The following is a 23,503-nucleotide window of genomic DNA, read 5'->3' as shown; positions in this document are numbered from 1 at the left end:
TCAACCCTGCTCCCAATAGGGTGAAGGCCCGTAGAGTCCGGCGAGATAATCGATGAACAGCCGCACCTTTGCCGGCAGAAACTGCCGGCTGGGGTAGACCGCAGACAGCGTCACGTTGCGCGAGCCCTCATATTCAGGCAGAACCTGCACCAGCTTTCCGCTGCGCAACTCATGGCCGATATCCCATGTCGAACGCAGCGCGATGCCAATCCCTGATATAACGGCTTCGCGGATCACCTCGCTCGAATTGGTGACCAGCATCCCTTCCGGGCGAATGCTGAGCGCGCCGCCCGGCCCCTCCAGCCGCCAGACGTCGTTATTATGCGCGGGCAGGCACCGGTGTTTTTTCAGATCCTCGATTGTCGCGGGCATGCCGTGCGCGGCAACATAATCAGCCGAGGCACAGAGCACACGTCGCACTGGCGCCAGCCTGCGCGCGACAAGGCTCGAGGAATTGAGATCGGCAATGCGGATCGCCAGATCGTAACCGCCTTCGATGATATCGATGAACGCGTCGCTGAGCACCAGATTGACCGAGAGATCAGGATGCCGCTCCATGAAGCCCTTCAAATGTGGCGCGATATGCATGCGCCCGAAGGAGGTAGGGGCGGAAACCTTCAGTGTACCGTTGACGGTATTCGCCCGGCCGGACACAAAATCCTCGGCCTCTTCAAGGCCTTCGAGAACAGCCAGCACCCGCTCGTAAAAGCCTTGTCCCGCTTCAGTCAGAGAGATTTGTCGCGTCGTGCGCTGGAAAAGTCTGGCGCCGAGCTTTTCCTCCAGCCGTTTGACGCGTTTGGAAATGACGGCGGGTGAATAGCCCAGCTCCTTGGCGGCAAGCGACATGCTGCCGGAGGCGGCGACGCTTGCGAAGACTTCCAGATCGCCCAGATTTGTCATAGTTGCCCCCGATTGTTTCCAGAATAGAAAAAATCCATACCATTTGATTGCGCGGCCTCAAAGTGGTAAAGAAACAATACCAGTTATCGGCACGGAGGAGCGGCGGTGACGCAGCCTATAAAGTTTCTGGAGCCGCGCGCTCAGGTCGTCGCGCAACGCGACCGCATCATTGCCGACCTCAAGGCCATCCTGCCTGACGACTGTCTTGTGCATGAGGCCCGCGAACTCGTGCCTTTCGAAACCGATGCTTTCGTTTCCTATCGCCGTCTGCCGCTCGCCGTCGCTTTGCCGAGAACGACGGAGGAGGTGGCAGCGGTCATGACATATTGCCATCGCTCGGGCATTCCGGTGGTGCCGCGCGGCGCCGGCACCTCGCTTTCCGGCGGCGCAATCCCGCAAGAAGACGCCGTGGTGATCGGGCTTTCAAAGATGAGCGCGATCCTTGAGCTTGATTTTTATAACCGCACGGCGCGGATGCAGGCGGGCGTCACCAATCTCTCCATCTCAGATGCCGCTGGCGCGGAGGGTTTCTTTTATGCGCCCGACCCCAGCTCGCAGCTTGCCTGCACCATCGGCGGCAATATCGGCATGAATTCCGGTGGCGCGCATTGCCTGAAATACGGTGTCACCACCAATAATCTGCTTGGCGTCAAGATGGTGCTGGTGGATGGCACGGTGCTGGAGCTGGGCGGCAAGCATCTGGATGCTGCAGGTTACGACCTGCTCGCGCTTGTCTGCGGCTCGGAAGGCCAGCTCGGTATCGTGACGGAGGCGACGGTGCGCCTTATCGCCAAGCCGGAGGGCGCACGCCCGGTGCTGTTTGGCTTCGAAACCTCCGAGGAAGCGGGCTCCTGCGTTGCGGATATCATTGGTGCAGGCATCATCCCTGTCGCCATCGAGTTCATGGACAAGCCGGCCATCGAAATCTGCGAGGCCTTCGCCAAGGCGGGCTACCCGCTTGACGTCGGCGCGCTTCTGATCGTCGAAGTCGAAGGCTCCGAGGCGGAAATGGACGCCATGCTCTCCGATATCGTCACTATCGCCAGAAAACACGGCGTGAAGACGGTGAAGGAGTGCCAATCGGCCATGGAGGCGGCGGCGATCTGGAAAGGCCGAAAATCCGCTTTCGGAGCGACGGGCCGCATTGCGGATTACATCTGCATGGACGGAACGGTGCCGCTTTCACAGCTTTCTTACGTCTTGAAAAAGACGAGTGAAATCACCGATCGCCTCGGCCTGCGCGTCGCCAACGTCTTCCATGCCGGGGACGGCAACATGCACCCGCTGATCCTGTTCAACGCCAACGACCCTGACGATGCGGCCCGTGCGGAAGAAGCAGGCAACGAGATTTTGAAGCTCTGCGTCGATGCGGGCGGCTGTCTCACCGGTGAACATGGTGTCGGCATCGAAAAGCGTGACCTGATGCGGCATCAATATGGCGAGGCCGATCTTGCCCAGCAGATGGCGGTGCGCGCGGCTTTTGACGAGGGTTGGCTGATGAACCCATCCAAGGTGTTTCCGCTGGAGGGAAGAGGGTGATGAGTGTGAGATTTATGGCGTTGGAGGATGTGGCTCACCCCCCTCTGCCCGGCAGGGCAGAGCGGGGTATCACTTGCTCGAAGGCAACAATCGCATGCTGACGCCCTACGCAGAAACCCAGGTCGCCGATATCGTCCGCGATCATGCAGCTCGCAATACCCCGCTCAAAATTTTCGGCGGCAACACTCGCTCCGGCTTCGGCAATACGGTGGCGGCGGAGACCGCGCTGACCTCCCGTGCGATGAACGGTATCGTTTCCTATGTACCAGCCGAAATGGTCATAACGGCCAAGGCCGGCACCCCGCTCGCAACGGTCGAAGCGGCGCTGGCGGAAAACCGCCAGATGATGGCCTTCGAGCCGATGGACCATCGTCCGATCATGGGCACCCATGGCGAACCGACCATCGGCGGCGTCTTTGCCGCCAATGTTTCCGGTCCGCGCCGGTATGTGGCGGGCGCGGCGCGCGACAGCCTTTTGGGCGTCCGTTTCGTCAATGGTAACGGCGAGATCATCAAGGCCGGCGGCCGGGTAATGAAGAATGTCACCGGGCTAGATCTGACGAAGTTTCTCGCGGGCTCTTTCGGCACGCTGGGTTTCCTCACCGAAGTCACGTTCCGCATATTGCCGAAACCGCCCGTCGAAAAAACCGTTGTCGTATCCGGTCTTGATGACGAGGCGGCGACACGCATCATGGCGGCGGCAATGGCCATGAGCGTCGAGGTCTCCGGTGCCGCGCATCTGCCTGAAAGCGTGCGTTCCCGCTTTATCGATGGCGCCTTGCCGGAAGGGCCGGCTACCATTCTGCGTCTGGAAGGCCTTGCCGCTTCGGTGGAGGCCCGCACGGCGAAACTCCTGTCGGTCATGGATCGTGTCGGACCCTGGGCGCTGCTGGAGGGCGAGGAAAGCGGTCTTTTGTGGCGGCAGGTCCGGGATGTCGCGCCCTATGCCGGTCAAGCCGCCAAGCCGCTCTGGAAAGTCTCGGTAGCGCCTTCAATGGGTCACCAGCTTGTTGCGGCGCTGCGCCTGGAGGCGGGCATCGACGCCTTCTATGACTGGCAGGGCGGCCTGGTCTGGATGCAGATGGAGGCGGATCCCGAAGCCGATCTGCTGCGCGGCGCCATCCGCGCGCTCGGCGGCGGCCATGCCACGCTGGTTAGGGCGAGCGATGCTGTGCGCGCCAAAGTCGCTGCCTTCGAACCGCGCCCGGCGGCGGAGGCGCTGCTTTCCGCGCGTATCAAGGAGAAGCTCGATCCCGTGAGCATCTTCAATCCCGGCAAGATGGCCGTGACGATGGAAAGGGCCGTCTGAACCATGCAAACATCCTTCACGCCTGAGCAGCTGGCCGATCCGCATGTGGCGGAATCCGAAAAAATCCTGCGCAAATGTGTGCATTGCGGCTTCTGCACCGCCACCTGTCCCACCTATGTCACGCTTGGCAACGAGCTGGACAGCCCGCGCGGCCGCATCTACCTCATCAAGGACATGCTGGAAAACAGCCGTCCGGCTGACCGGGAGGTCGTCACCCATATCGACCGCTGTCTTTCCTGCCTTGCCTGCACCACCACCTGTCCCTCCGGCGTGGACTACATGCATCTGATCGATCATGCCCGCACCCATATCGAACAGACATACAAGCGCCCCTTTTGGGATCGGTTGATCCGGAATCTGCTGGTTGCCATCCTGCCGCACCCCGCCCGTTTCCGCCTTGCCCTGCATCTCGCTCGCATGGCGCGGCCTTTTGCCGGATTGTTTGCCAAAGCACCGGCGCTAAAGCCTCTGCAATCCATGCTCGCCCTTGCACCGGCCTCCATTCCGGCGACTTCCGCATCCGCAAGGCCGGGTGTGAGACCAGCCGAAGGTGAAAAGCGCGGGCGCGTCGCCATACTCACCGGTTGCGCCCAGCCCGTGCTCGACCCCGGCATCAACGAGGCGACCCTGCGCCTGCTCGCGCGGCTTGGTGTTGAGGTCGTAGTGCCGAAGGGTGGGGGGTGCTGCGGCTCGCTGGTGCACCACATGGGCCGGGAGGAGCAGGCGCTGGCTTCGGCGCGGCGCAATGTGGATGTCTGGACACGGGAGATGGAGCATGGCGGCTTGGACGCCATCATCATCACCGCTTCCGGCTGCGGCACCACCATCAAGGATTACGGCCACATGCTGCGGCTCGATCCGGCCTATGCCGAAAAGGCCGCACGAGTCTCCGCGCTTGCGAAGGACATTACCGAATATCTCGCCTCGCTTGATCTGCCGCAACAGCCAATCCAGGGGCTGACGGTTGCCTATCACTCCGCCTGCTCCATGCAGCATGGCCAGAAAGTCACGATGGCGCCGAAGCAATTGCTGAAGGCTGCGGGTTTCACCGTGCGTGATCCGGCGGAAGGGCACCTGTGCTGCGGCTCGGCTGGAACTTACAACATCCTGCAGCCGGAGATTTCGGCAAAGCTGAAGGCGCGCAAGGTGAAAAATATTGAGGCCACGCGGGCGGATGTCATCGCGACAGGGAATATCGGCTGCATCACGCAGATCGGAACCGGCACGGATATGCCCATCTTGCACACGGTAGAGCTGCTGGACTGGGCCTATGGCGGTCCGAAGCCGGCGAGGCTTTCGGCCCTTTAGCCCTGCGTTTCCCTTTGTCTCTTCTGCGAGCCGGGCTTCACTATCTACTGGAAAACTTTGGCCTAAAACGAAAAACGGGCGGTCAGTTGACCACCCGTTTAAAGGCCGTTCCATCATCCTTTAAGAGAGGTCCGGCGCCTGGCGTCCCCCGCCAAGTCTCGCAAAATCAATCTAGTAGCGATTGTATCGCTCCGGGACGACAATTCAAACGTGACGCGCTGCCATGGCGGCTGCAGGCAGGCATATTAACGCCACCGTTGCCATCATATCACTATGACGGTGGTTCCGACGTTCACGCGCTCGTAAAGATCGGTGACATCCTCATTGCGCATGCGGATGCAACCGGAAGAATTGTTGCTGCCGATTGTCCAGGGCTGGTTTGTGCCGTGGATGCGGTAAAGCGTCGAGCCGAGATACATGGCGCGCGCGCCCATCGGGTTGGCCGGGCCGCCTTCCATGAACGCCGGCAGGTAATGGCCCTTGGCAGCCTCGCGGGTGATCATTTCCTTCGGTGGTGTCCAGCTCGGCCATTCCGCCTTGCGGGTCACCTTGTGTGTTCCGGCCCATTCGAAACCGGGCTTGCCGACGCCGACGCCGTAACGCCGAGCCTTGCCATCGGCAAGCACGAGATAAAGGAAGCGGTTCGGCGTATCGATGACGATGGTGCCGGGCTTTTGTGTGGTCTGGTAGGTCACGATCTGCGGCAGGAATTGCGGCGCGATCTGGGTGCGCACCGGTGCATTGGGACGGACCGCTGCATTCTGCACCCGCGTCGGGCGCTGTGATGTGACGCCGGAACTGGGGCGCTGCGGCATGGCCGTTTGACGCTGCTGGAAGAACGGCTGGCGTGCGGCAGGTGCGCGCGGATAGACGACCGGGCGAACGTTGCCGCGGCCACCGAGCTGGGTGACCCAGGGCGCCGAGAGGTCCGGGCTGACGACGACGGGCGGACGCTCGCGATACCGTTCATTGGCGATCGCCGCCGGTACGGCGAGGGTGGAAACGAGGCTCAGCGCCAGAAAAACGGACTTCATCGTCATCGGGTGGACTCTCTCTGCGGGATATCGCAACTATGCACCTGCGGGAATTCTCCCGCTTTCCCGGACACGTTCGCACCTTGACGCCAGCGAATCGTAAATGGCTGTTCATTAAAAAGCGCTTGATTAAAGAAAGCTGATTCTAGGGTTAGCAGGCGGTTTTGAAACGTGGTGAATGAGTGGTAAGTGAGCTCGTTGCGCGCCTGTGGACGGTGGTGAAAAAGGGTGGTTTCAGGAATGGTTGAAGCGGGACTTGAAACGGGGGCTGACGGCCTTGTCCGGTGCTTCTGGCAACAGGGGCTGGACGATTACAGCCGTTATCACGACGAGGAATGGGGCTATCCCGTCACCGATGATCGCCGCCTGTTCGAGAAGATTTGCCTCGAAGGGTTTCAATCCGGCCTTTCCTGGCTGACGGTCCTGCGCAAGCGCGAGGCCTTTCGTCGTGCCTTCGCCAATTTCGAGTTCGAAAAAGTGGCGGAGTTCAAGGAGGCCGATATCGAGCGTTGCCTTGCTGACAAGGGCATCATCCGCCATCGCGGCAAGATCGTTTCAACCATCAACAATGCCCGCCGCGCCGTGCTATTGCGCGATGAGTTCGGCTCGCTCGCCCGATATTTCTGGGGCTTCGAACCCTCCGCCGCAGAAAGGCCGCAAAGGCTGGACTATGCGACGTTAAGGGCCAACCCCACCAGCGCCGCATCCATCCGTCTTTCCAAGGATCTGAAAAAGCGGGGCTGGACCTTCGTCGGCCCGACAACCGTCTATGCATTCATGCAGGCCATGGGTATGGTCAACGATCATATCGAAGGCTGTCATTGCCGCCAGCCGATAGAGGTCATGCGGCGGGAGTTTGTACGTCCATGAAGGTAACCGCCCTTCTCCTGGCGCTCACGATGTCTGTCGCCGCGCTGCCGCATCCATCCTTTGCCGAAGCACGCAATGTCGACGGCATCTGGCTCGACGATGGCGAAAGGCTGAAAGAAGTGGCGCTGCCGCCCGCCGGACCGCTGAAGCTCGATGGCTGGACCCGGCGCGGGCGCGGCGATGTCTATCGCCTGAAGGTGAAGGCGGGTGAGACGGTGAAGATCGAGCTTGCCGCCTCCAGCGAATTCGTTCTGATGGCGATATTCGATTTTTCGACGCCGGATGAGGATGCGATCTTCTTCAGCGATTCCCAGGGCAAGATCGCGACTTTGACTCCGAAAGCTGACACGGAGTGGCTCATCCGCCCGACGCTCATTTTGGGTTCGCCGCGCCGCGGGCTGGGGGCGCATTACACTCTAACGGTCAGCGCCGGGAAATAACGGTCGACCTCAAGTCAGGCCGTCTGGGTCAGCACGATCAGGCCGAAGCTCAGAATTCCCAGCAGCAGCAGCGACAGGCTTGCCGCGATGATGACCTTGCCGCCGGCATGGCGCAGGCTACGAATATCGACCGACAGACCCAGAGCTGCCATCGACATGATGGTGAGGATGTTGGAGACCGTGGCGATAGGAGAGAGCAGGACCCCGGGAATAAGGCCGAAGGAGCGGGCCATGATCATCAAAATGAAAACGACGATGAACCACGGAACCATCTGCTGAAGCTTGAGGCCTCCCGTGTCCGACCGGCCGTGGATAACGGAAAGGGCGGCAATCACAGGTCCCAGCATCAGCACGCGGATGAGCTTGACGATGGTGCCCGTCTGCACGGCCACGGCGCCAAGCGGTGCGGTCGCGGCCAGCACCTGCGGCACGGCATAAACCGTGAGCCCGGCGAAAATGCCGTATTGGGTGGCATCAAGCCCGAGCAGCTGTGGCAGGAACGGCATCAAAAGCACGGCGACGACACCGAGAACGGCAGTGAAGGCGATCGAGGCGGCGACGTCTTCTGGTTTCGCGCCGATGGCGGGCGCCGCAGCTGCTATGGCGGAATTGCCGCAGATGGAATTACCGCAGGCAATCAGCGTCGCGAGCCTGGGCGGCAGGCCCAGCATCCGCCCGGCGGCATAGCTGACGACAAGCGACAGCGCCACGATCAGCGCAATGCCGCCAATCAGCAGACCGCCGGCGCCCTTGAGGATGGAGAGGCTGAGAGACGCGCCGAGAAGCGCCACCGCGATTTCAAGCAGTGTCTTTGCGCTGAATTTAATGCCGGCCGCAGCGACTGAAGGCAGCGACACCAGCGAACGCACAAGCGTGCCGATCAGAATGGCAAGCACCAGATCGCCAAGCCACGCGTGGCCCGCAAGCCGCACCTGAAAGCGCTCCGCCAGAATGGCGGCGCAGCTGACCGCCGCGCAGATGACAATTCCCGGCAAAAGCGGGGTTAGCCAGCGAAGCGAAAATTGGACGGGGTGAGCGAGGGTGCGATGATGTGCCATGGGTAAACCCTGCCGCAGCTGCCTGTTTTATTCCATCAAATAATCTGGCATATATCGTTCGATAAAATCGAATGAACGATAATGACCTTTGAACAACTCCGCATCTTCATCGCTGTTGCCGAACGCGAGCACCTGACAAGGGCCGCCGAAGCCATCGGTTTGACAGCCTCCGCCGTCAGCTCCGCCATCAAAAATCTTGAAGCTTTTTATAATGTCGAGTTGTTCCACCGCGTCGGCCGCAATATCGAGCTGACCGAAAGTGGCCGTGCGTTTCTAGGCGAAGCCAGGGCCACGCTGGCGCGTGTGCGCAATGCCGAATTGATCCTCTCGGAAATGGGCGGGCTGACGCGGGGCGAAATCACCGTCTGCGCCAGCCAGACCATTGCCAGCTACTGGCTGCCGCCGATCCTGATGCAGTTCAAAAAACTCTATCCCGGCGTCACGGTCCGGCTGGATATCGGCAATACCAGGACGGTAACGCAGGCCGTGCTGGAGGGTCTGGCGGAGGTCGGTTTCATCGAAGGCAAGATCGACGAGCCGGCATTGATGGTGCAGCCCGTTGTGTCGGACAAACTGCTGGTCGTCACCGGTTCGGCCCATCCCTTTGCCGACGGTCGGTATCTCACCTCGCTGGACATGCTCCATGGCACGTCATGGGTGTTGCGTGAGCAGGGCTCCGGCACGCGCTCCGCCTTTGAGGCGGCGGTGCGGCAGATGGGGGTGGACCCCGCGGAGTTGTCCGTCATGCTGGAATTGCCATCCAATGAGGCGGTGGTGATGGCGGCTCGTTCCGGCGGTGCGGCAACCGCCGTCTCTTCCTCCGTCGCATCTCTGTTCCTGCGGCAGGGACTGCTGGTCCGCTCAGGTATCGATCTACCGGCCCGCAACTTCGCTTTGTTGCGCCACAAGGAACGCCACACCAGCCGGGCGGCGATGGAACTAGAGCGCCTCAGCCGGGCGGCTTCGGAGGACTACAAAGCCGGTCTTGCGGGGTTGTAGGCTCTAGATGCAAGGCGTGTGGCGATCATGTCATTTCCCGCGCAATGACATGATGCACGATGCGATAATCCCGACTTTCCTCCCCGAAGGGCGCGAGCGGCCAGTCCCACGCGACAGCAGGTGCGTTAATCTCGACGCCATGCATCAAATCTTCGTGCTGCTGAACGCTTTCATCCTTGCCGATGACGTCGAAGGCCGTGTCCGTCACCAGACAGACCTTGCAGGGCAGACCGGCCAGCGTATCGAGATGCGTGTGAATGAGCCTTGGCATGAGATCATCAGGCGCGTTCGTAAATGTCTCCCGCTCCAGCCGGTGCCGCGCACCGGTGCCGATCTGCGACAGCAGGTTGGCCGAGACGACAAAATCGAGATAGGGCACGCGCCGCAGGAAATCGAGCGGTTCCGCCGGTCGTCCGGCCATGAGATCATCGAATCCGGAGAGATCGCGATTGGCGATTCGGACGTTTTTCTTGGCATTGAAACGTAGCTTCGCCTGCACGCTGGCGAGATGCACCAGATCGACCAGAACGACGGTATCGAACATCGCTACCAGCGCATCATAGGGCACATCCCGCAGCAGGCCGGACCCCAGCACCACGGCCGTCCGCCTCTGCTTCAGCCTTCGCGCCGATTGCAGCAGGAATTGCCGGCTGTTGTTTTCATGCTCCGCCCAGGCGGCGGCGCAGCGGTTGGCGCGTGCCCAGAGATTGACGGAATAGCGGATATGCGGCCGGAATTCTTTCGGCGTAACCGCGCGGGTGGCGGCATATTGCAGGGCTTCGAGGATCATGAATGCCTAACGGTAAATTTCGCGACGATGGCCGATTTCGACCACCAGCACGACCAGCTTGTGGTCCTGTATATCGCAGATGATGCGGTAGTCTCCCACCCGGTAGCGCCAGAAATTCCCGAGTTCGGAACCCTGAAGGGCCGCGCCGGTTTGGCGCGGGTCGTCCAGCGCCGCCAGCCTTTCATGGAGAAAGCTGCGGATACGCCGGCGCACTTCCGGATTTATCTTGCGCATCTCTTTCTGGACAAGCGTGTGATATTCAATTGTCCAGATCACGCCAGAACTCCTCGGCGCTTATAACCTTCGATTCTCCGCGCTGGATGCGCCGCGTTGCCTCTTCGGCAAGATAGAGGTCTTCCATATCCTCGATATGTTTCTCGATCGCCTCGCGGATATAATAGGCGGATGTGCGGCCGGTGCGCTCAGACAGCGCTTTCAGCCGCTCGTAGGTCTCATCCGGGAGGCGGATGGCCGTCTGTTTGCTCATTGCTCGCGTCCTTTCCGACTGAAGCGGGATACACGCATCCCACATAGCATCGCTTGCTTTCAGAAGCCAGTAAAACCGGAGCCTTTGCGGCTTGCCGCACCGGGCTTCATCCTCTAAAGCATGTCTCCCAAAAGTGCGCAGCGGTTTTGGGACAAAGACATGCGTAAAAAACAGAATTTAAAGCGCGGCGCGCTTTAACACCGGCATAATTCCAGGAAAATATCGGATCGGCATCATGAGCGAAAAAGCAAAAAAGCCTCAGAAACTGAAAGCCCGCCTGCCGCGTGGCTTCGTGGACCGCTCGGCTGCCGATATCCATGCCACCAACGAGATGATCGACAAGATCCGCAGGGTTTACGAGCTCTATGGCTTCGACCCGATCGAAACGCCGCAGTTCGAATATACCGATGCGCTCGGCAAGTTCCTGCCCGATAGCGACCGCCCGAACGAAGGTGTGTTTTCGCTGCAGGATGACGACGACCAGTGGATGAGCCTGCGCTACGATCTGACCGCACCGCTCGCCCGTCATGTCGCTGAGAACTTCAACGAAATCCAGCTGCCATACCGCACCTATCGCGCCGGTTACGTCTTCCGCAACGAAAAGCCCGGCCCTGGCCGCTTCCGGCAGTTCATGCAGTTCGACGCCGATACGGTGGGTGCAGCCGGCGTGCAGGCCGATGCCGAAATGTGCATGATGATGTCAGATACGCTGGAAGCGCTTGGCATCAAGCGCGGCGACTATGTCATCCGAGTCAATAACCGCAAGGTGCTCGACGGCGTCATGGAAGCCATCGGTCTCGGCGGCGAGGAGAATGCCGGTCGTCGTCTGAACGTGCTGCGCGCCATCGACAAGCTCGACAAGTTCGGGCCGGAAGGCGTGAAGCTGCTGCTCGGTCCCGGCCGCAAGGACGAGTCCGGTGACTTTACCAAGGGTGCCGGTCTCGGTGACGAGCAGATCGAAAAGGTCCTGTTTTTCGTTGGCATCAAGGATTATGCGGCAAGTGCAAATGATCTCGCGAAACTGGTTGCGGGCACCTCGAAAGGTGAGGAAGGCGTTGATGAGCTGAACACCATCGGCGCTCTGGTCACCAGTGCCGGATACGGCGCTGATCGCATCAAGATCGACCCCTCAGTCGTGCGCGGCCTCGAATATTACACCGGCCCGGTCTATGAGGCCGAGCTCACCTTCGACGTCACCAATGAAAAGGGCGAAAAGGTCGTGTTCGGATCCGTCGGCGGCGGCGGTCGTTACGACGGCCTCGTTTCGCGCTTCATGGGCCAGCCGGTTCCGGCCACGGGCTTCTCCATTGGCGTTTCTCGGCTGATGACGGCGCTCAAGAACCTCGGCAAGCTCGGACAGGTCAAGCCGCTCGCTCCTGTTCTCATCACCGTCATGGATGGTGATGTGGAGAGCATGGGCCGTTACCAGCGCTTCACGCAGGCGTTGCGCGCTGAAGGCATCCGCGCCGAAATGTACCAGGGCAACTGGAAGAAATTCGGCAACCAGCTGAAATATGCCGACCGCCTCGGCTCCCCCATCGCCATTATTCAGGGCGGTGACGAGCGCGCCGAAGGCGTGGTGCAGATCAAGGACCTGATCGAGGGCAAGCGCCTCTCCGGCGAGATCGAGGACAATGCCAGCTGGCGCGAGGCGCGTGTGGCCCAGGTCAGCGTGCCGGAGGCCGAGCTGGTGGCAAAGGTCCGCGAGATTCTGGAGCATCAGGCAGAGGACGTTCGCCGCGCCACCGAAGGGCGCTGAAGCCATGGGAATCCTTGCGCTCGACCATGTTCAACTGGCGATGCCAGCCGGCCGCGAAGAAGAGGCGCGGGCTTTTTACGGCAGCCTGCTCGGCTTTGCGGAGCAGGCAAAACCTGTCAATCTGGGTGCGCGCGGCGGCTGTTGGTTCAGCCGGGGTTCGACAAAACTGCACCTGGGCGTCGAGCAGGATTTCCGACCGGCGAAAAAAGCCCATCCGGCGTTTCTGGTCGATGATCTCGCAACCTTGCGAAAAACACTTGAAACAGCGGGCTGCCATGTGGTTGAGGATGAGCCGCTGGAAGGGTATCACCGGTTTTATGTCCATGATCCCTTCGGAAACCGCATCGAAATGATGCAGCCGCTCGAACCGTGACGAAAAGTACCGTTCCATGCCCCTGATCGACATGCCGGAATTTGCCGGAGAGCTACTGGAAGAATTCGCTGCGCGCCGTACGAGCCGCGTGAACACGCCTGTGATCCAGCCCGCTGAACCGTTTCTGGATATGGCAGGCGAGGATCTGCGCCGCCGTATCTTCATGACCGAGAGCGAGACGGGGACAAGCCTCTGCCTGCGACCCGAATTCACCATCCCCGTCTGTCTGCGCCATATCGAGACCGCCACCGGCACGCCGAAGCGTTATTCCTATCTCGGTGAAGTCTTCCGCCAGCGCCGTGAGGGCGCGAATGAGTTTTATCAGGCCGGTATCGAGGATCTCGGTGATACCGATATCGCCGCCGCCGATGCGCGTGCGGTCATCGATGCCACCGGGATACTGCGGCGTCTGCTGCCGGGCCGGGCGCTTGCCGTCACGCTGGGCGACCAGCAGGTGTTCGAGGCGGTGGTGGCGGCCCTCGGCCTGCCGCTCGGCTGGCAGAAGCGGCTGGTGCAGGCCTTCGGCGATATGGCGCAGCTCGATGCGCTGCTGGAAAGCCTCGTGCATCCGAAGCCGATGACCGGGCTGGACGCCCGCGTCGCCGGACTATTGGCGACCGGGGATGAGGCGGTGCTGGTCGATTATCTCGACACGGTGATGCAGGAGACCGGCTATTCCACCAATGCAAGCCGCTCGCCACAGGAAATCGCCCGCCGCCTCAGGGAAAAACTGGCCCTTGCGGCGACACGTCTGCCGGATGACAGTTTTGCGCTGCTGAAGCAGTTCCTCGCTCTGAAGGCGCCTCTACCGCAGGCCTCGCAGGTTCTGGCGGATTTTGCCACAAAGGCGAAGCTGAAACTGGATGGGGCGCTTTCCGCTTTCGACAAACGTGTCGCGGCTCTTTCGAACGCTGGCGTTGACCTCGAAACCGTCACCTATGGCGCGGCCTTCGGTCGCCCGCTGGACTATTATACCGGCCTTGTTTTCGAGGTGATGGAAGCGGGTGGAGACAGTGTTCTCGCGGGTGGCGGCCGTTTTGACCGGCTGTTGACGCTGCTCGGCGCACAGGAAAAAATACCGGCCGTGGGCTTCTCGCTCTGGCTGGATCGCATCGAAACGGTGCGCGGGAGTAAGCCATGATCACCATCGCATTGCCCTCCAAGGGCCGGATGAAGGAAGATTCCTCCGCTGTTCTCGAACGCGCCGGGCTGAAAGTCGCTGCCGTCGGCAATGATCGTTCCTATCGCGGCCGCGTCGAAGGTCGCGACGATATCGAGATCGCCTACCTGTCGGCCTCCGAGATCGCCCGCGAGATCGGTGCCGGCACGGTGGATTTCGGCGTGACCGGGGAAGATCTGGTGCGTGAGGGCCTGACCAATGCCGATGCGCAGGTGGAATTTTGCGCCCGTCTCGGTTTCGGCCATGCCGATGTCGTGGTCGCTGTGCCGGAAATCTGGCTGGATGTGGACAGCATGGCCGATCTCGGTGATGTCGCTTCGGAATTCCGCGCCCGCCATGGCAGAAGGCTGGCCATCGCAACCAAATACTGGCGGCTGACGCAGCAGTTCTTTTCGCGCCAGCATGGCATTCAGCTTTACAGGATCGTCGAAAGCCTCGGCGCCACCGAAGGCGCGCCGGCGGCGGGGCAGGCGGATATCATCGTTGATATCACCTCTACGGGTTCGACCCTGAAAGCCAATCACCTGAAAATTCTCTCCGACGGCATCATCGTTCGTTCGGAAGCCTGTTTTGTCCGCGCCCGCAAGCCGGAGCATGAAGGTAATGCGGCGGTGCAAGAGATCGCGTCCCGCATCAAAGCGGCGGTCTGAGAACTAAACAAAAAAAGCCGCCGGATCGCTCCGGCGGCCTTTTTGTTTATGGTCTATTCGGATCAGGCGTGGGCCAGAGCAACACCGCGCTTCGCATCGACGGAATAGGCGCCGGGGCCGAAGGCAGCGAGCAGGATGTAAGCGCCGGCGAGGGTAATGTTTTTCATCAGCATGATGCCGTTCAGCGCATTGATCCAGCCGAGAGCCGGGTCAGGCCAGCCGGGAACGGCAACGGTGCCGCTGTGGAAGACGAGGCCGGTGAAGACGCAGAAGACGGCCAGGGCCCAGGCGGCGATCTTCGTCTGGAAACCGGCGAGAATGGCAAGACCGGTCACGAGTTCGAAAAGACCTGCCAGATAGGCGAGCGCGGTTGCGGCAGGCATGCCGGCACCGGCGATCATGCCAGCCGTACCGGCCGGATCAGTCAGCTTACCAAAGCCGGAATAGATGAAGATGAAGGAAAGCAGGATACGGGCAATAAGAACGAGAACGTTCTGGCTGCTGGACATGGAAATCTCCGGTAATTGATCGGCGTGTCGCCGGTTTGGGGCAATGTCTGGAGATATCAATGACGGAAAATCATTCGCCCAGAAAGATGAACAATAGGAGACAATTTGTCTTCATTTTGTGAACGGTCAGGTCCTCCGTATTGGACGGGCTCAAGAATAGAAGCAACGTTGCTCCAGGCGCGGAAACAGGAAAAGCCACTGACCTGACCTTGCTCCTGATCCTGAAAGCCGGAAGGCGCAAGTATTTCCGCCAGCCGCAGTCGAACGTGCCTCCGGACATCGAACCCGAAGCGGCCGGTTGGTAAAACTAGACAAAGGCCCCCAAAAAGCTGGAAGCCGCTTGCGCGGATGTACGATAAATAGTCATCCGCCCGCATAACCGTCAGTAATCTTCGAATTTGTGGCTGATTGCGGCCCGCCATTGCGTCTGTCTCAAAAGAGACCAATATCGCACGGCAGCAAACGAAAAAGGGCGATCCGGAGACCGCCCTTTCCTTATTCCGGTGACGGGACTGACTGGAAGTCCATGCCGCCCGACCGGCGCGCTCGCGACGCCGGACCCACTTAAAGGGCATGGGCGGCAAACAAAAAGGGCGATCCGGAGACCGCCCTTTCTTAATCCGGTGACAGGACTGACTGGAAGTCCATGCCGCCCGACCGGCGCGCTCGCGACGCCGGACCCACTTAAAGGGCATGGGCGGCAAACAAAAAGGGCGATCCGAAGACCGCCCTTTCTTAATCCGGTGACAGGACTGATTAGAAGTCCATGCCGCCCATGCCGCCGCCCGGCATTGCCGGCATCGGAGCGTCCTTCTTCGGAAGCTCGGCGATCATGGCTTCGGTGGTGATCAGCAGGGAAGCAACCGAAGCTGCGTTCTGCAGAGCCGTGCGAACAACCTTGACCGGGTCGACGATGCCGAGCTGGATCAGGTCGCCATATTCGCCCGTCTGGGCGTTGTAGCCGTAGTTGTCTTCGTTCTTCTCGAGGATCTTGCCGACAACGATGGAAGCTTCGTCACCTGCGTTGTCTGCGATCTGGCGAACCAGAGCCTGCAGCGCGCGGCGGATGATGTTGATACCGGCTTCCTGATCGTCGTTTTCACCCTTGGCGGTGATCTTCGTGGACGAACGCAGCAGAGCCACGCCACCACCAGGCACGATGCCTTCCTGAACGGCAGCGCGCGTCGCGTTGAGAGCGTCGTCGATGCGGTCCTTCTTTTCCTTCACTTCGACTTCCGTCGAACCGCCAACGCGGATGACGGCAACGCCGCCAGCGAGCTTGGCAAGACGTTCCTGCAGCTTTTCGCGGTCGTAGTCGGAGGTGGTTTCTTCGATCTGGGCCTTGATCTGGGCAACACGACCTTCGATGTCGGACTTCTGGCCAGCGCCGTCAACGATCGTGGTGTTTTCCTTGGAGATCGAAACCTTCTTCGACTTGCCGAGCATGTCGAGGGTAACGTTTTCGAGCTTGATGCCGAGGTCTTCGGAAATGACGGTACCACCGGTCAGGATGGCGATGTCTTCCAGCATGGCCTTGCGGCGGTCGCCGAAGCCAGGAGCCTTGACGGCAGCGATCTTGAGACCGCCACGCAGCTTGTTGACGACGAGCGTTGCAAGGGCTTCGCCTTCGACGTCTTCAGCGATGATGACGAGCGGCTTGCCGGTCTGAACGACAGCTTCGAGAACCGGCAGCATGGCCTGAAGGTTCGAGAGCTTCTTTTCGTGCAGCAGGATGTAGGCGTCTTCGAGGTCCGCAACCATCTTTTCAGGGTTGGTCACGAAGTAGGGCGACAGGTAGCCGCGGTCGAACTGCATGCCTTCAACGACTTCGAGTTCGGTTTCAGCGGTCTTGGCTTCTTCAACGGTGATGACGCCTTCGTTGCCGACCTTCTGCATTGCTTCAGCAATGTCGAGACCGATCTGACGCTCGCCGTTTGCAGAGATCGTGCCGACCTGCGCAACTTCTTCGGACGTGTTGATCTTCTTGGCCTTGGCCTGAAGGTCCTTGACGACTTCAGCAACGGCCAGATCGATACCGCGCTTCAGGTCCATCGGATTCATGCCGGCAGCAACTGCCTTGGAACCTTCGCGAACGATGGCCTGGGCCAGAACGGTCGCGGTGGTGGTGCCGTCACCGGCGATATCGTTGGTCTTGGACGCAACTTCGCGAACGAGCTGTGCGCCCATGTTCTCGAACTTGTCTTCCAGTTCGATTTCCTTGGCGACCGAAACGCCGTCCTTGGTGATGCGCGGAGCGCCGAAGGACTTGTCGATAACGACGTTACGACCCTTCGGGCCGAGGGTTACCTTCACTGCATCAGCAAGAACGTCGACGCCCTTGAGCATCTTTTCGCGCGCTGTGCGGCCGAATTTTACTTCTTTGGCTGCCATGTTCAAAACTCCTGGTTTCGAATGGCCGGACCGGGTCCGGCTTGAAATTTAAGGAAGGATGGGTTGGCCGAAATCAGCCGATGATGCCCATGATGTCGGCTTCCTTCATGATCAGAAGGTCTTCGCCGTTGATCTTGACTTCGGTGCCGGACCACTTGCCGAACAGAACGCGGTCACCAGCCTTGACGTCGAGAGCGACGACCTTGCCGGACTCATCGCGCGCGCCGGAACCGACGGCGACGATTTCGCCTTCCTGCGGCTTTTCCTTGGCGGTATCGGGAATGATGATGCCACCCTTGGTCTTTTCTTCGGACTCAACGCGACGAACGACGACGCGATCGTGAAGCGGGCGGAAATTGGTGCTTGTCATTGTCTAATCCCTCGATCAAATGACTGCGCGAGCTTTTGCAGCTCGCCTGATGGGTGTTAGCACTCTCGTTTGTCGAGTGCCAGCACAACCGAGATAAGGAGGGCTTCTCCCGGAGTCAAGAACGCCCTGCCTGAAAAATTTTACGGCCTATGGTTATCAGCGTTCCGTGACGGAATTTTTCCCTTCCCGAGCGAAGGCTGTGGCGGCATTCCTTCGGCCTGTTGCGAAGGTTGGGAAGCCACGCGACATTTGTGTCCGGACTGTGTCAGCCGGCTGCAAGCCCGGCGCGGCGGCGCTTTTTTCCTTGCCATCGGCCTTCCGCTTTGCGATGTGACGCACACCCTCTTCTCGCATCCGGAAAGCATCTCATGGCCCACCGCATTCATACTCTCGGCGACATCACTGATGGGTTCGATGTCATTCTTTCGGATGTCTGGGGCGTATTGCACAATGGTGTCAGCGCTTTCCCGGATGCGGCGATTGCGCTGCGGACCGCGCGCGAGGCCGGCAAGACGGTCGTGCTCATCACCAATTCCCCGCGTCCTGCCCCCGGCGTCATTGCGCAGCTTCGTGTGCTCGGCGTGCCCGACGAGGCCTATGACCGCATCATCACCTCAGGCGACGTCACGCGCGGCCTGATAGCGGAAGGCCCCAGAAAGGTCTTCCTGCTTGGTCCCGAGCGAGACATGCCGCTGCTCGAAGGCCTCGATGTCGAGGTGGTTGGCGAAGCGGAGGCTGACTCTGTCGTCTGCACCGGCTTTTTCGACGACGAGACCGAAACGCCGGAAGATTATACCGACATGCTCAAGAGCTTCGTCGCCCGCAAGGTCCCGATGATCTGCGCCAACCCGGATCTGGTGGTCGAACGCGGCGAGCGCATCATTCCCTGCGCCGGCGCCATGGCCGCTTATTACGAACAGCTCGGTGGCGAAGTCCGCATCGCCGGGAAGCCGCATGCGCCGATCTATGAGGCCTGCCTGGCTGCGGCCAAGGAGGTGCGCGGTGCTTTCGCCAAGGATCGCGTTCTCGCCATCGGCGATGGCATGCCGACGGATGTGAAGGGTGCGATTGCGAGCGGCCTCAACCTTCTTTATATCAGCGGCGGTATTCACGTCGCCGAATATACGCTGAACGGCCAGACGGACGAGGCGCTTCTGAATGCCTATCTCAAGGGGCAAGGTGCTTCTCCCGGCTGGTGGATGCCTAGACTGGCCTGAGGGCGTCTCGCCTCATCAACAGCTGGCGCTGGAATGGATCGACTGTCATGACCGTCTTTCACCGCAATGAACAAAAGGAGCCGCTGCCGGAAGCTCTTCGTGGCGGCGTCGTCGCCATCGGCAATTTCGATGGCGTGCATCGCGGCCACCGGGCCGTGCTCGATCGTGCGCTTGAACTGGCGGAAGCTCGCGGCGTCCCCGCGCTGGTGCTGACCTTCGAGCCGCATCCCCGTTCCGTGTTCAGGCCCGACACGCCCGTGTTCCGCCTCACACCCGCCCCTTTGAAAGCGCGCATCCTCGAAGCTATCGGTTTCCGCTCCGTCATCGAATATCCGTTCGACCGCGAGTTTTCGCAGCGCTCGGCGGAAGAATTCGTCCAGTCCATCCTGATTGACTGGCTGCATGCCAGCGCCGTCGTCACCGGCTTCGATTTCCATTTCGGCAAGGGTCGGGAAGGTGGGCCGGCATTCCTGATGGAAGCAGGCAAACGCCATGGTTTCGACGTGACTCTGGTGGATGCCTTCCGCGACGAGGGCGCGGATGTCGTTTCTTCGAGCCGGATACGTTCGCTTCTGTGCGAGGGCGATGTGGCGGGCGCCGCGGGCCTGCTCGGTTACCGTTTCACGGTGGAAAGCGAAGTCATCGGCGGCCAGAAGCTTGGCCGCACGCTGGGTTACCCCACCGCCAACATGGCCCTGGCGCCGGAAACGGAGCTGAAGGCCGGCATCTATGCCGTTCGCTTCCGACGGCCTGATGGCTCGATCCGCGACGGCGTGGCGAGCTTCGGTTATCGCCCGACCGTCACGGACAACGGCGCAGCGCTGCTCGAAACATTCGTTTTTGATTTTTCGGGCGATCTCTATGGCGAGGTCTGCTCGGTCTCCTTCTTCGGCCACCTGCGCGATGAATTGAAGTTCGACGGGCTCGATCCGCTGGTTGCCCAGATCAGGCGCGATGAAGAGGAGGCGAGGGCGATGCTTTCGGGCGTGCGTCCGCTCAGCGAACTGGATGCGAAGATCGCATTCTGACCCTCCGCCATCGGCTCGCCCATCACCGTCGCTTTTCACTTCCTTTTTGCCGGGAAACCGCATAAACAACCGTCCATGTCCCAATACCGGTTGAAATTTGCAGTTCAGATTGGCCGAATTATTGGCCCGGCCTTCCGCCCGCTCTGAGAGAGCCGGAAGGTCCGGGATTTTGGCGCTTCCATCACATGTGGTTTTTAGGACATGTGGAATGACATGGCGCTTTCCGAATTTGCCCTCTTTGCAATTGAGATCGCGCGACCGATACGGCGCGCAACAACGGTACGATTATGAGCGACACCGCAGAAAAACTGGACTACTCCACCACCCTCTATCTGCCGCAGACGGATTTTCCGATGCGCGCCGGCTTGCCGCAGAAGGAACCGGAAACGGTAAAACGCTGGCAGGAGATGGGCCTTTACAAGAAGCTGCGCGCCTCGGCCGCCGGCCGCGAAAAATTCGTGCTGCATGACGGCCCGCCCTATGCCAATGGCAACATCCATATCGGCCATGCGCTGAACAAGATCCTGAAGGACGTCATCACCCGCTCGTTCCAGATGCGCGGTTACGACGCCAATTACGTGCCGGGCTGGGATTGCCACGGCCTGCCGATCGAATGGAAGATCGAGGAATCCTACCGCGCCAAGGGCAAGAACAAGGACGAGGTTCCGGTCAACGAATTCCGCAAGGAGTGCCGTGAGTTCGCGGCCGGCTGGATCAAGGTCCAGTCGGAAGAGTTCAAGCGCCTCGGCATCGAGGGCGACTTCGAAAACCCTTACACGACGATGAACTTCCACGCCGAAGCCCGTATCGCCGGCGAACTTTTGAAGATCGCCAAGAGCGGCCAACTCTACCGCGGTTCCAAGCCGATCATGTGGTCGGTCGTGGAACGTACGGCGCTGGCGGAAGCGGAAGTCGAATATCATGACGTCGAGAGCGACACGATCTGGGTGAAGTTCCCGGTCGTTGAGGGCTCTGCCGAGCTCAATGGCGCTTCGATCGTCATCTGGACGACCACGCCTTGGACGATCCCGGGCAACCGCGCCGTCTCGTTTTCCTCGCGCATCGCCTATGGCCTTTACGAGGTCACGGCAGCGACGAATGATTTCGGGCCGCAGCCGGGCGAAAAACTCGTTTTCGCAGACAAGCTGGCTGCCGAGTGCTTTGCCAAGGCAAAGCTCGAATTCACACGCCTGCGCGATGTGAAAGCGGAAGAACTCGCGGCTGTCACCTGCGCCCACCCGCTGGCTTCGCTGGGTTACACCTTCCCTGTTCCGGTTCTCGATGGCGATCACGTCACCGACGATGCCGGTACCGGCTTTGTGCACACGGCCCCCGGCCATGGCCGCGAGGACTTTGACGCGTGGATGGCGCAGGCGCGCGATCTGGAAGCGCGCGGCATCTCCTCCAAGATCCCGTTCACGGTCGGCGACGACGGTTTCTACACCGAAGACGCCCCCGGTTTCGGCCCGTCGGCCGAAGGCGGTGCTGCCCGCGTCATGGACGATAACGGCAAGAAGGGTGACGCCAATGATCGAGTCATCAAGGCGCTGATCACGGAAAACAACCTGTTTGCCCGCGGCCGTCTGAAGCACAGCTATCCGCATAGCTGGCGCTCCAAGAAGCCTGTCATCTTCCGCAACACGCCGCAATGGTTCGTCTATATGGACAAGGAACTGGGCGACGGCACAACGCTGCGCTCCCGTTCGCTTTCCGCCATCGACCAGACCCGCTTCGTGCCGGCTTCCGGCCAGAACCGTCTGCGCGCCATGATCGAAGGCCGCCCCGACTGGGTCCTGTCGCGCCAGCGTAGCTGGGGCGTGCCGATCGCCGTCTTCGCCGACGAGAAGGGTGAAGTCCTGATCGATGAGGCCGTCAACGCCCGCATCCTCGAGGCCTTCGAGGCCGAAGGTGCTGACGCCTGGTTCGCCGAAGGCGCCAAGGAACGCTTCCTTGGCAATGATCACGACCACGCCAAGTGGCAGCAGGTCATGGACATCCTCGACGTCTGGTTCGACAGCGGCTGCACCCACACCTTCACGCTGGAAGACCGACCCGATTTGAAATGGCCGGCGGATGTCTATCTCGAAGGCTCCGACCAGCATCGCGGCTGGTTCCATTCGTCCCTGCTGGAAAGCTGCGCGACGCGTGGCCGTGCGCCCTACAATGCCGTTGTGACCCACGGTTTCACCATGGACGAGCAGGGGCGCAAGCAGTCGAAGTCGCTCGGCAACGTGGTCGCCCCGCAGGAAGTCATGAGCCAGTCGGGTGCCGATATCCTGCGCCTCTGGGTGATGACCACGGATTACTGGGAAGACCAGCGCCTCGGCAAGGCCATCATCCAGACCAATGTCGATGCCTATCGCAAGCTGCGCAACACCATCCGCTGGATGCTCGGTACGCTCGCCCATTACAAGGGCGAGGAGATCGCCTATGACGATCTGCCGGAGCTGGAAAAGCTGGTGCTGCACCGCCTGTCCGAACTGGATGGCGTTGTTCGCGAAGGTTATGACGGCTTCGAGTTCAAGAAGATCACCCGCGCGCTGATCGACTTTGCCAATGTCGAGCTTTCGGCCTTCTATTTCGACGTCCGCAAGGACACGCTGTATTGCGACGCGCCGTCGTCGCTGAAGCGCCGCGCGGCCCTGTCGGTCATCGCCAAGCTGTTCGATTGCCTGGTGTCGTGGCTTGCCCCCATGCTGCCCTTCACCACGGAAGAAGCGTGGCTGTCGCGCTACCCGGATGCGGAGTCGGTGCATCTCGCCCAGTTCCCGGAAATCCCGGCAAACTGGAAGAACGATGCGCTGGAAGCGAAGTGGGAGAAAATCCGCAAGGTCCGCACCGTCGTGACGGGTGCGCTTGAAGTCGAGCGCCGTGAAAAGCGCATCGGCTCCTCGCTGGAGGCAGCACCTGTGGTCCACATCGCCGACGCCGATCTGCTGGCCGCGCTGAAGGATCAGGACTTTGCCGAAATCTGCATCACCTCAGCCATCACGGTTGTGGGTGACGAAGGCCCTGCTGACGGTTTCCGCCTGCCGGAAGTGCCGAAGGTTGTGGTCGAGCAGAAGCTGGCGGAGGGCGTGAAATGCGCCCGTTCGTGGCGCATCACCACCGATGTCGGGTCCGATCCGGATTATCCTGAGGTTTCTGCCCGCGATGCGGCGGCCCTGCGTGAGCTTGCCGCACTCTCGTAATGAAAATGACCGGATGAATTGCGCTTTGCCTCTTCATCCGGTACACCTGCCTGAAAATGGCCGGATTTGCACGGCAATGCGGGCTGCCGCCTGCCGAAAGA

At 60.6% G+C, this 23,503-nt stretch carries 23 protein-coding genes; 13 read left to right on the top strand and 10 right to left on the bottom strand.

Annotation, left to right across the window (positions count from 1 at the left end; translation table 11 throughout):
• A complete protein-coding gene (locus AT6N2_RS07270; protein ID WP_209089552.1) occupies positions 1 to 900 on the bottom strand; it encodes a LysR family transcriptional regulator in 900 nt (299 codons plus the stop codon).
• A gap of 105 nt (positions 901 to 1,005) precedes the next feature.
• Here AT6N2_RS07270 and AT6N2_RS07265 point away from each other — a divergent pair, with 105 nt between their 5' ends.
• From AT6N2_RS07265 to glcF, 3 genes are all read left to right on the top strand, one after another.
• A complete protein-coding gene (locus AT6N2_RS07265; RefSeq protein ID WP_209089551.1) occupies positions 1,006 to 2,439 on the top strand; it encodes an FAD-linked oxidase C-terminal domain-containing protein in 1,434 nt (477 codons plus the stop codon).
• Positions 2,440 to 2,533: 94 nt separating this feature from the next.
• A complete protein-coding gene (locus AT6N2_RS07260) occupies positions 2,534 to 3,748 on the top strand; it encodes an FAD-binding protein (RefSeq protein WP_063947809.1) in 1,215 nt (404 codons plus the stop codon).
• A gap of 3 nt (positions 3,749 to 3,751) precedes the next feature.
• Positions 3,752 to 5,056, top strand: a complete 1,305-nt coding sequence (glcF, locus tag AT6N2_RS07255; RefSeq protein WP_209089549.1) for a glycolate oxidase subunit GlcF — start codon at positions 3,752 to 3,754, stop codon at positions 5,054 to 5,056.
• A 263-nt stretch (positions 5,057 to 5,319) separates the two neighbouring features.
• Here glcF and AT6N2_RS07250 read toward each other — a convergent pair whose 3' ends face one another.
• Complete coding sequence (locus tag AT6N2_RS07250) at positions 5,320 to 6,096, bottom strand: L,D-transpeptidase (protein WP_209089546.1); 777 nt, start codon at positions 6,094 to 6,096, stop codon at positions 5,320 to 5,322.
• Positions 6,097 to 6,330: 234 nt separating this feature from the next.
• On the opposite strand from AT6N2_RS07250, the gene AT6N2_RS07245 reads away from it, so the two are divergent.
• Together AT6N2_RS07245 and AT6N2_RS07240 are read left to right on the top strand one after the other, a co-directional pair.
• Positions 6,331 to 6,960: a DNA-3-methyladenine glycosylase I gene (locus AT6N2_RS07245; RefSeq protein ID WP_144575711.1), complete on the top strand. Its 630-nt coding sequence runs from the start codon at positions 6,331 to 6,333 to the stop codon at positions 6,958 to 6,960.
• Positions 6,957 to 7,400, top strand: a complete 444-nt coding sequence (locus AT6N2_RS07240) for a hypothetical protein (RefSeq protein ID WP_209089543.1) — start codon at positions 6,957 to 6,959, stop codon at positions 7,398 to 7,400. The genes AT6N2_RS07245 and AT6N2_RS07240 overlap by 4 nt, the downstream gene beginning before the upstream one ends.
• Positions 7,401 to 7,414: 14 nt before the next feature.
• On the opposite strand, the gene AT6N2_RS07235 is transcribed toward AT6N2_RS07240, so the two are convergent.
• Positions 7,415 to 8,458 (bottom strand): YeiH family protein, encoded by a 1,044-nt coding sequence (locus AT6N2_RS07235; protein ID WP_209089540.1) that lies wholly within the window; start codon positions 8,456 to 8,458, stop codon positions 7,415 to 7,417.
• Positions 8,459 to 8,539: 81 nt separating this feature from the next.
• On the opposite strand from AT6N2_RS07235, the gene AT6N2_RS07230 reads away from it, so the two are divergent.
• The gene (locus AT6N2_RS07230) at positions 8,540 to 9,457 is read left to right on the top strand and encodes a LysR family transcriptional regulator (RefSeq protein WP_209089538.1); all 918 of its coding nucleotides are present in this window, start codon (positions 8,540 to 8,542) and stop codon (positions 9,455 to 9,457) included.
• Positions 9,458 to 9,482: 25 nt separating this feature from the next.
• Here AT6N2_RS07230 and AT6N2_RS07225 read toward each other — a convergent pair whose 3' ends face one another.
• Genes AT6N2_RS07225 through relB form a run of 3 tightly spaced genes read right to left on the bottom strand, consistent with a single transcriptional unit; the run spans position 9,483 to position 10,734 of the window.
• Entirely contained in the window at positions 9,483 to 10,247 is a 765-nt protein-coding gene (locus AT6N2_RS07225) for a hypothetical protein (RefSeq protein WP_209089537.1), read from the bottom strand.
• A gap of 6 nt (positions 10,248 to 10,253) precedes the next feature.
• Complete coding sequence (locus tag AT6N2_RS07220) at positions 10,254 to 10,523, bottom strand: type II toxin-antitoxin system RelE family toxin (RefSeq protein ID WP_144575703.1); 270 nt, start codon at positions 10,521 to 10,523, stop codon at positions 10,254 to 10,256.
• On the bottom strand, positions 10,507 to 10,734 hold the full coding sequence (relB, locus tag AT6N2_RS07215; protein WP_063947698.1) for a type II toxin-antitoxin system RelB family antitoxin: 228 nt from the start codon (positions 10,732 to 10,734) through the stop codon (positions 10,507 to 10,509). The genes AT6N2_RS07220 and relB overlap by 17 nt, the downstream gene beginning before the upstream one ends.
• Positions 10,735 to 10,969: 235 nt before the next feature.
• On the opposite strand from relB, the gene hisS reads away from it, so the two are divergent.
• Genes hisS through hisG form a run of 4 tightly spaced genes read left to right on the top strand, consistent with a single transcriptional unit; the run spans position 10,970 to position 14,696 of the window.
• The gene (hisS, locus tag AT6N2_RS07210) at positions 10,970 to 12,493 is read left to right on the top strand and encodes a histidine--tRNA ligase (protein WP_209089536.1); all 1,524 of its coding nucleotides are present in this window, start codon (positions 10,970 to 10,972) and stop codon (positions 12,491 to 12,493) included.
• A 4-nt stretch (positions 12,494 to 12,497) separates the two neighbouring features.
• A complete protein-coding gene (locus AT6N2_RS07205; RefSeq protein ID WP_144575699.1) occupies positions 12,498 to 12,866 on the top strand; it encodes a VOC family protein in 369 nt (122 codons plus the stop codon).
• Between the two features lie 16 nt (positions 12,867 to 12,882).
• On the top strand, positions 12,883 to 14,007 hold the full coding sequence (locus AT6N2_RS07200; RefSeq protein ID WP_144575698.1) for an ATP phosphoribosyltransferase regulatory subunit: 1,125 nt from the start codon (positions 12,883 to 12,885) through the stop codon (positions 14,005 to 14,007).
• A complete protein-coding gene (gene hisG / locus AT6N2_RS07195) occupies positions 14,004 to 14,696 on the top strand; it encodes an ATP phosphoribosyltransferase (RefSeq protein WP_063947702.1) in 693 nt (230 codons plus the stop codon). Before AT6N2_RS07200 ends, hisG begins: the two co-directional genes overlap by 4 nt.
• A 62-nt stretch (positions 14,697 to 14,758) precedes the next feature.
• Here the strand turns inward: hisG and AT6N2_RS07190 are convergent, their stop codons facing one another.
• The 4 genes from AT6N2_RS07190 to groES form a co-directional block, all read right to left on the bottom strand.
• The gene (locus AT6N2_RS07190) at positions 14,759 to 15,205 is read right to left on the bottom strand and encodes a DoxX family protein (RefSeq protein WP_063947703.1); all 447 of its coding nucleotides are present in this window, start codon (positions 15,203 to 15,205) and stop codon (positions 14,759 to 14,761) included.
• Positions 15,206 to 15,261: 56 nt separating this feature from the next.
• Complete coding sequence (locus tag AT6N2_RS07185; protein WP_209089535.1) at positions 15,262 to 15,627, bottom strand: hypothetical protein; 366 nt, start codon at positions 15,625 to 15,627, stop codon at positions 15,262 to 15,264.
• Positions 15,628 to 15,961: 334 nt separating this feature from the next.
• The gene (gene groL / locus AT6N2_RS07180) at positions 15,962 to 17,596 is read right to left on the bottom strand and encodes a chaperonin GroEL (RefSeq protein ID WP_063947704.1); all 1,635 of its coding nucleotides are present in this window, start codon (positions 17,594 to 17,596) and stop codon (positions 15,962 to 15,964) included.
• A 73-nt stretch (positions 17,597 to 17,669) separates the two neighbouring features.
• The gene (groES, locus tag AT6N2_RS07175; protein ID WP_063947705.1) at positions 17,670 to 17,966 is read right to left on the bottom strand and encodes a co-chaperone GroES; all 297 of its coding nucleotides are present in this window, start codon (positions 17,964 to 17,966) and stop codon (positions 17,670 to 17,672) included.
• 368 nt (positions 17,967 to 18,334) lie between these two features.
• Between groES and AT6N2_RS07170 the strand changes: the two genes are divergently transcribed.
• The 3 genes from AT6N2_RS07170 to ileS all read left to right on the top strand — a co-directional run bounded on the left by AT6N2_RS07170 (position 18,335) and on the right by ileS (position 23,402).
• Entirely contained in the window at positions 18,335 to 19,183 is an 849-nt protein-coding gene (locus AT6N2_RS07170) for a TIGR01459 family HAD-type hydrolase (protein WP_144575696.1), read from the top strand.
• A gap of 47 nt (positions 19,184 to 19,230) precedes the next feature.
• Positions 19,231 to 20,211 (top strand): bifunctional riboflavin kinase/FAD synthetase, encoded by a 981-nt coding sequence (locus tag AT6N2_RS07165; protein WP_209089534.1) that lies wholly within the window; start codon positions 19,231 to 19,233, stop codon positions 20,209 to 20,211.
• 287 nt (positions 20,212 to 20,498) lie between these two features.
• On the top strand, positions 20,499 to 23,402 hold the full coding sequence (gene ileS / locus AT6N2_RS07160; RefSeq protein WP_209089533.1) for an isoleucine--tRNA ligase: 2,904 nt from the start codon (positions 20,499 to 20,501) through the stop codon (positions 23,400 to 23,402).
• Positions 23,403 to 23,503 lie beyond the last annotated feature (101 nt).

This window comes from Agrobacterium tumefaciens, assembly GCF_017726655.1.
Classification (GTDB): domain Bacteria; phylum Pseudomonadota; class Alphaproteobacteria; order Rhizobiales; family Rhizobiaceae; genus Agrobacterium; species Agrobacterium tumefaciens_B.
Note: the sequence above shows the minus strand (reverse complement) of the source record. Positions and strands in the feature narration are given on the sequence as shown.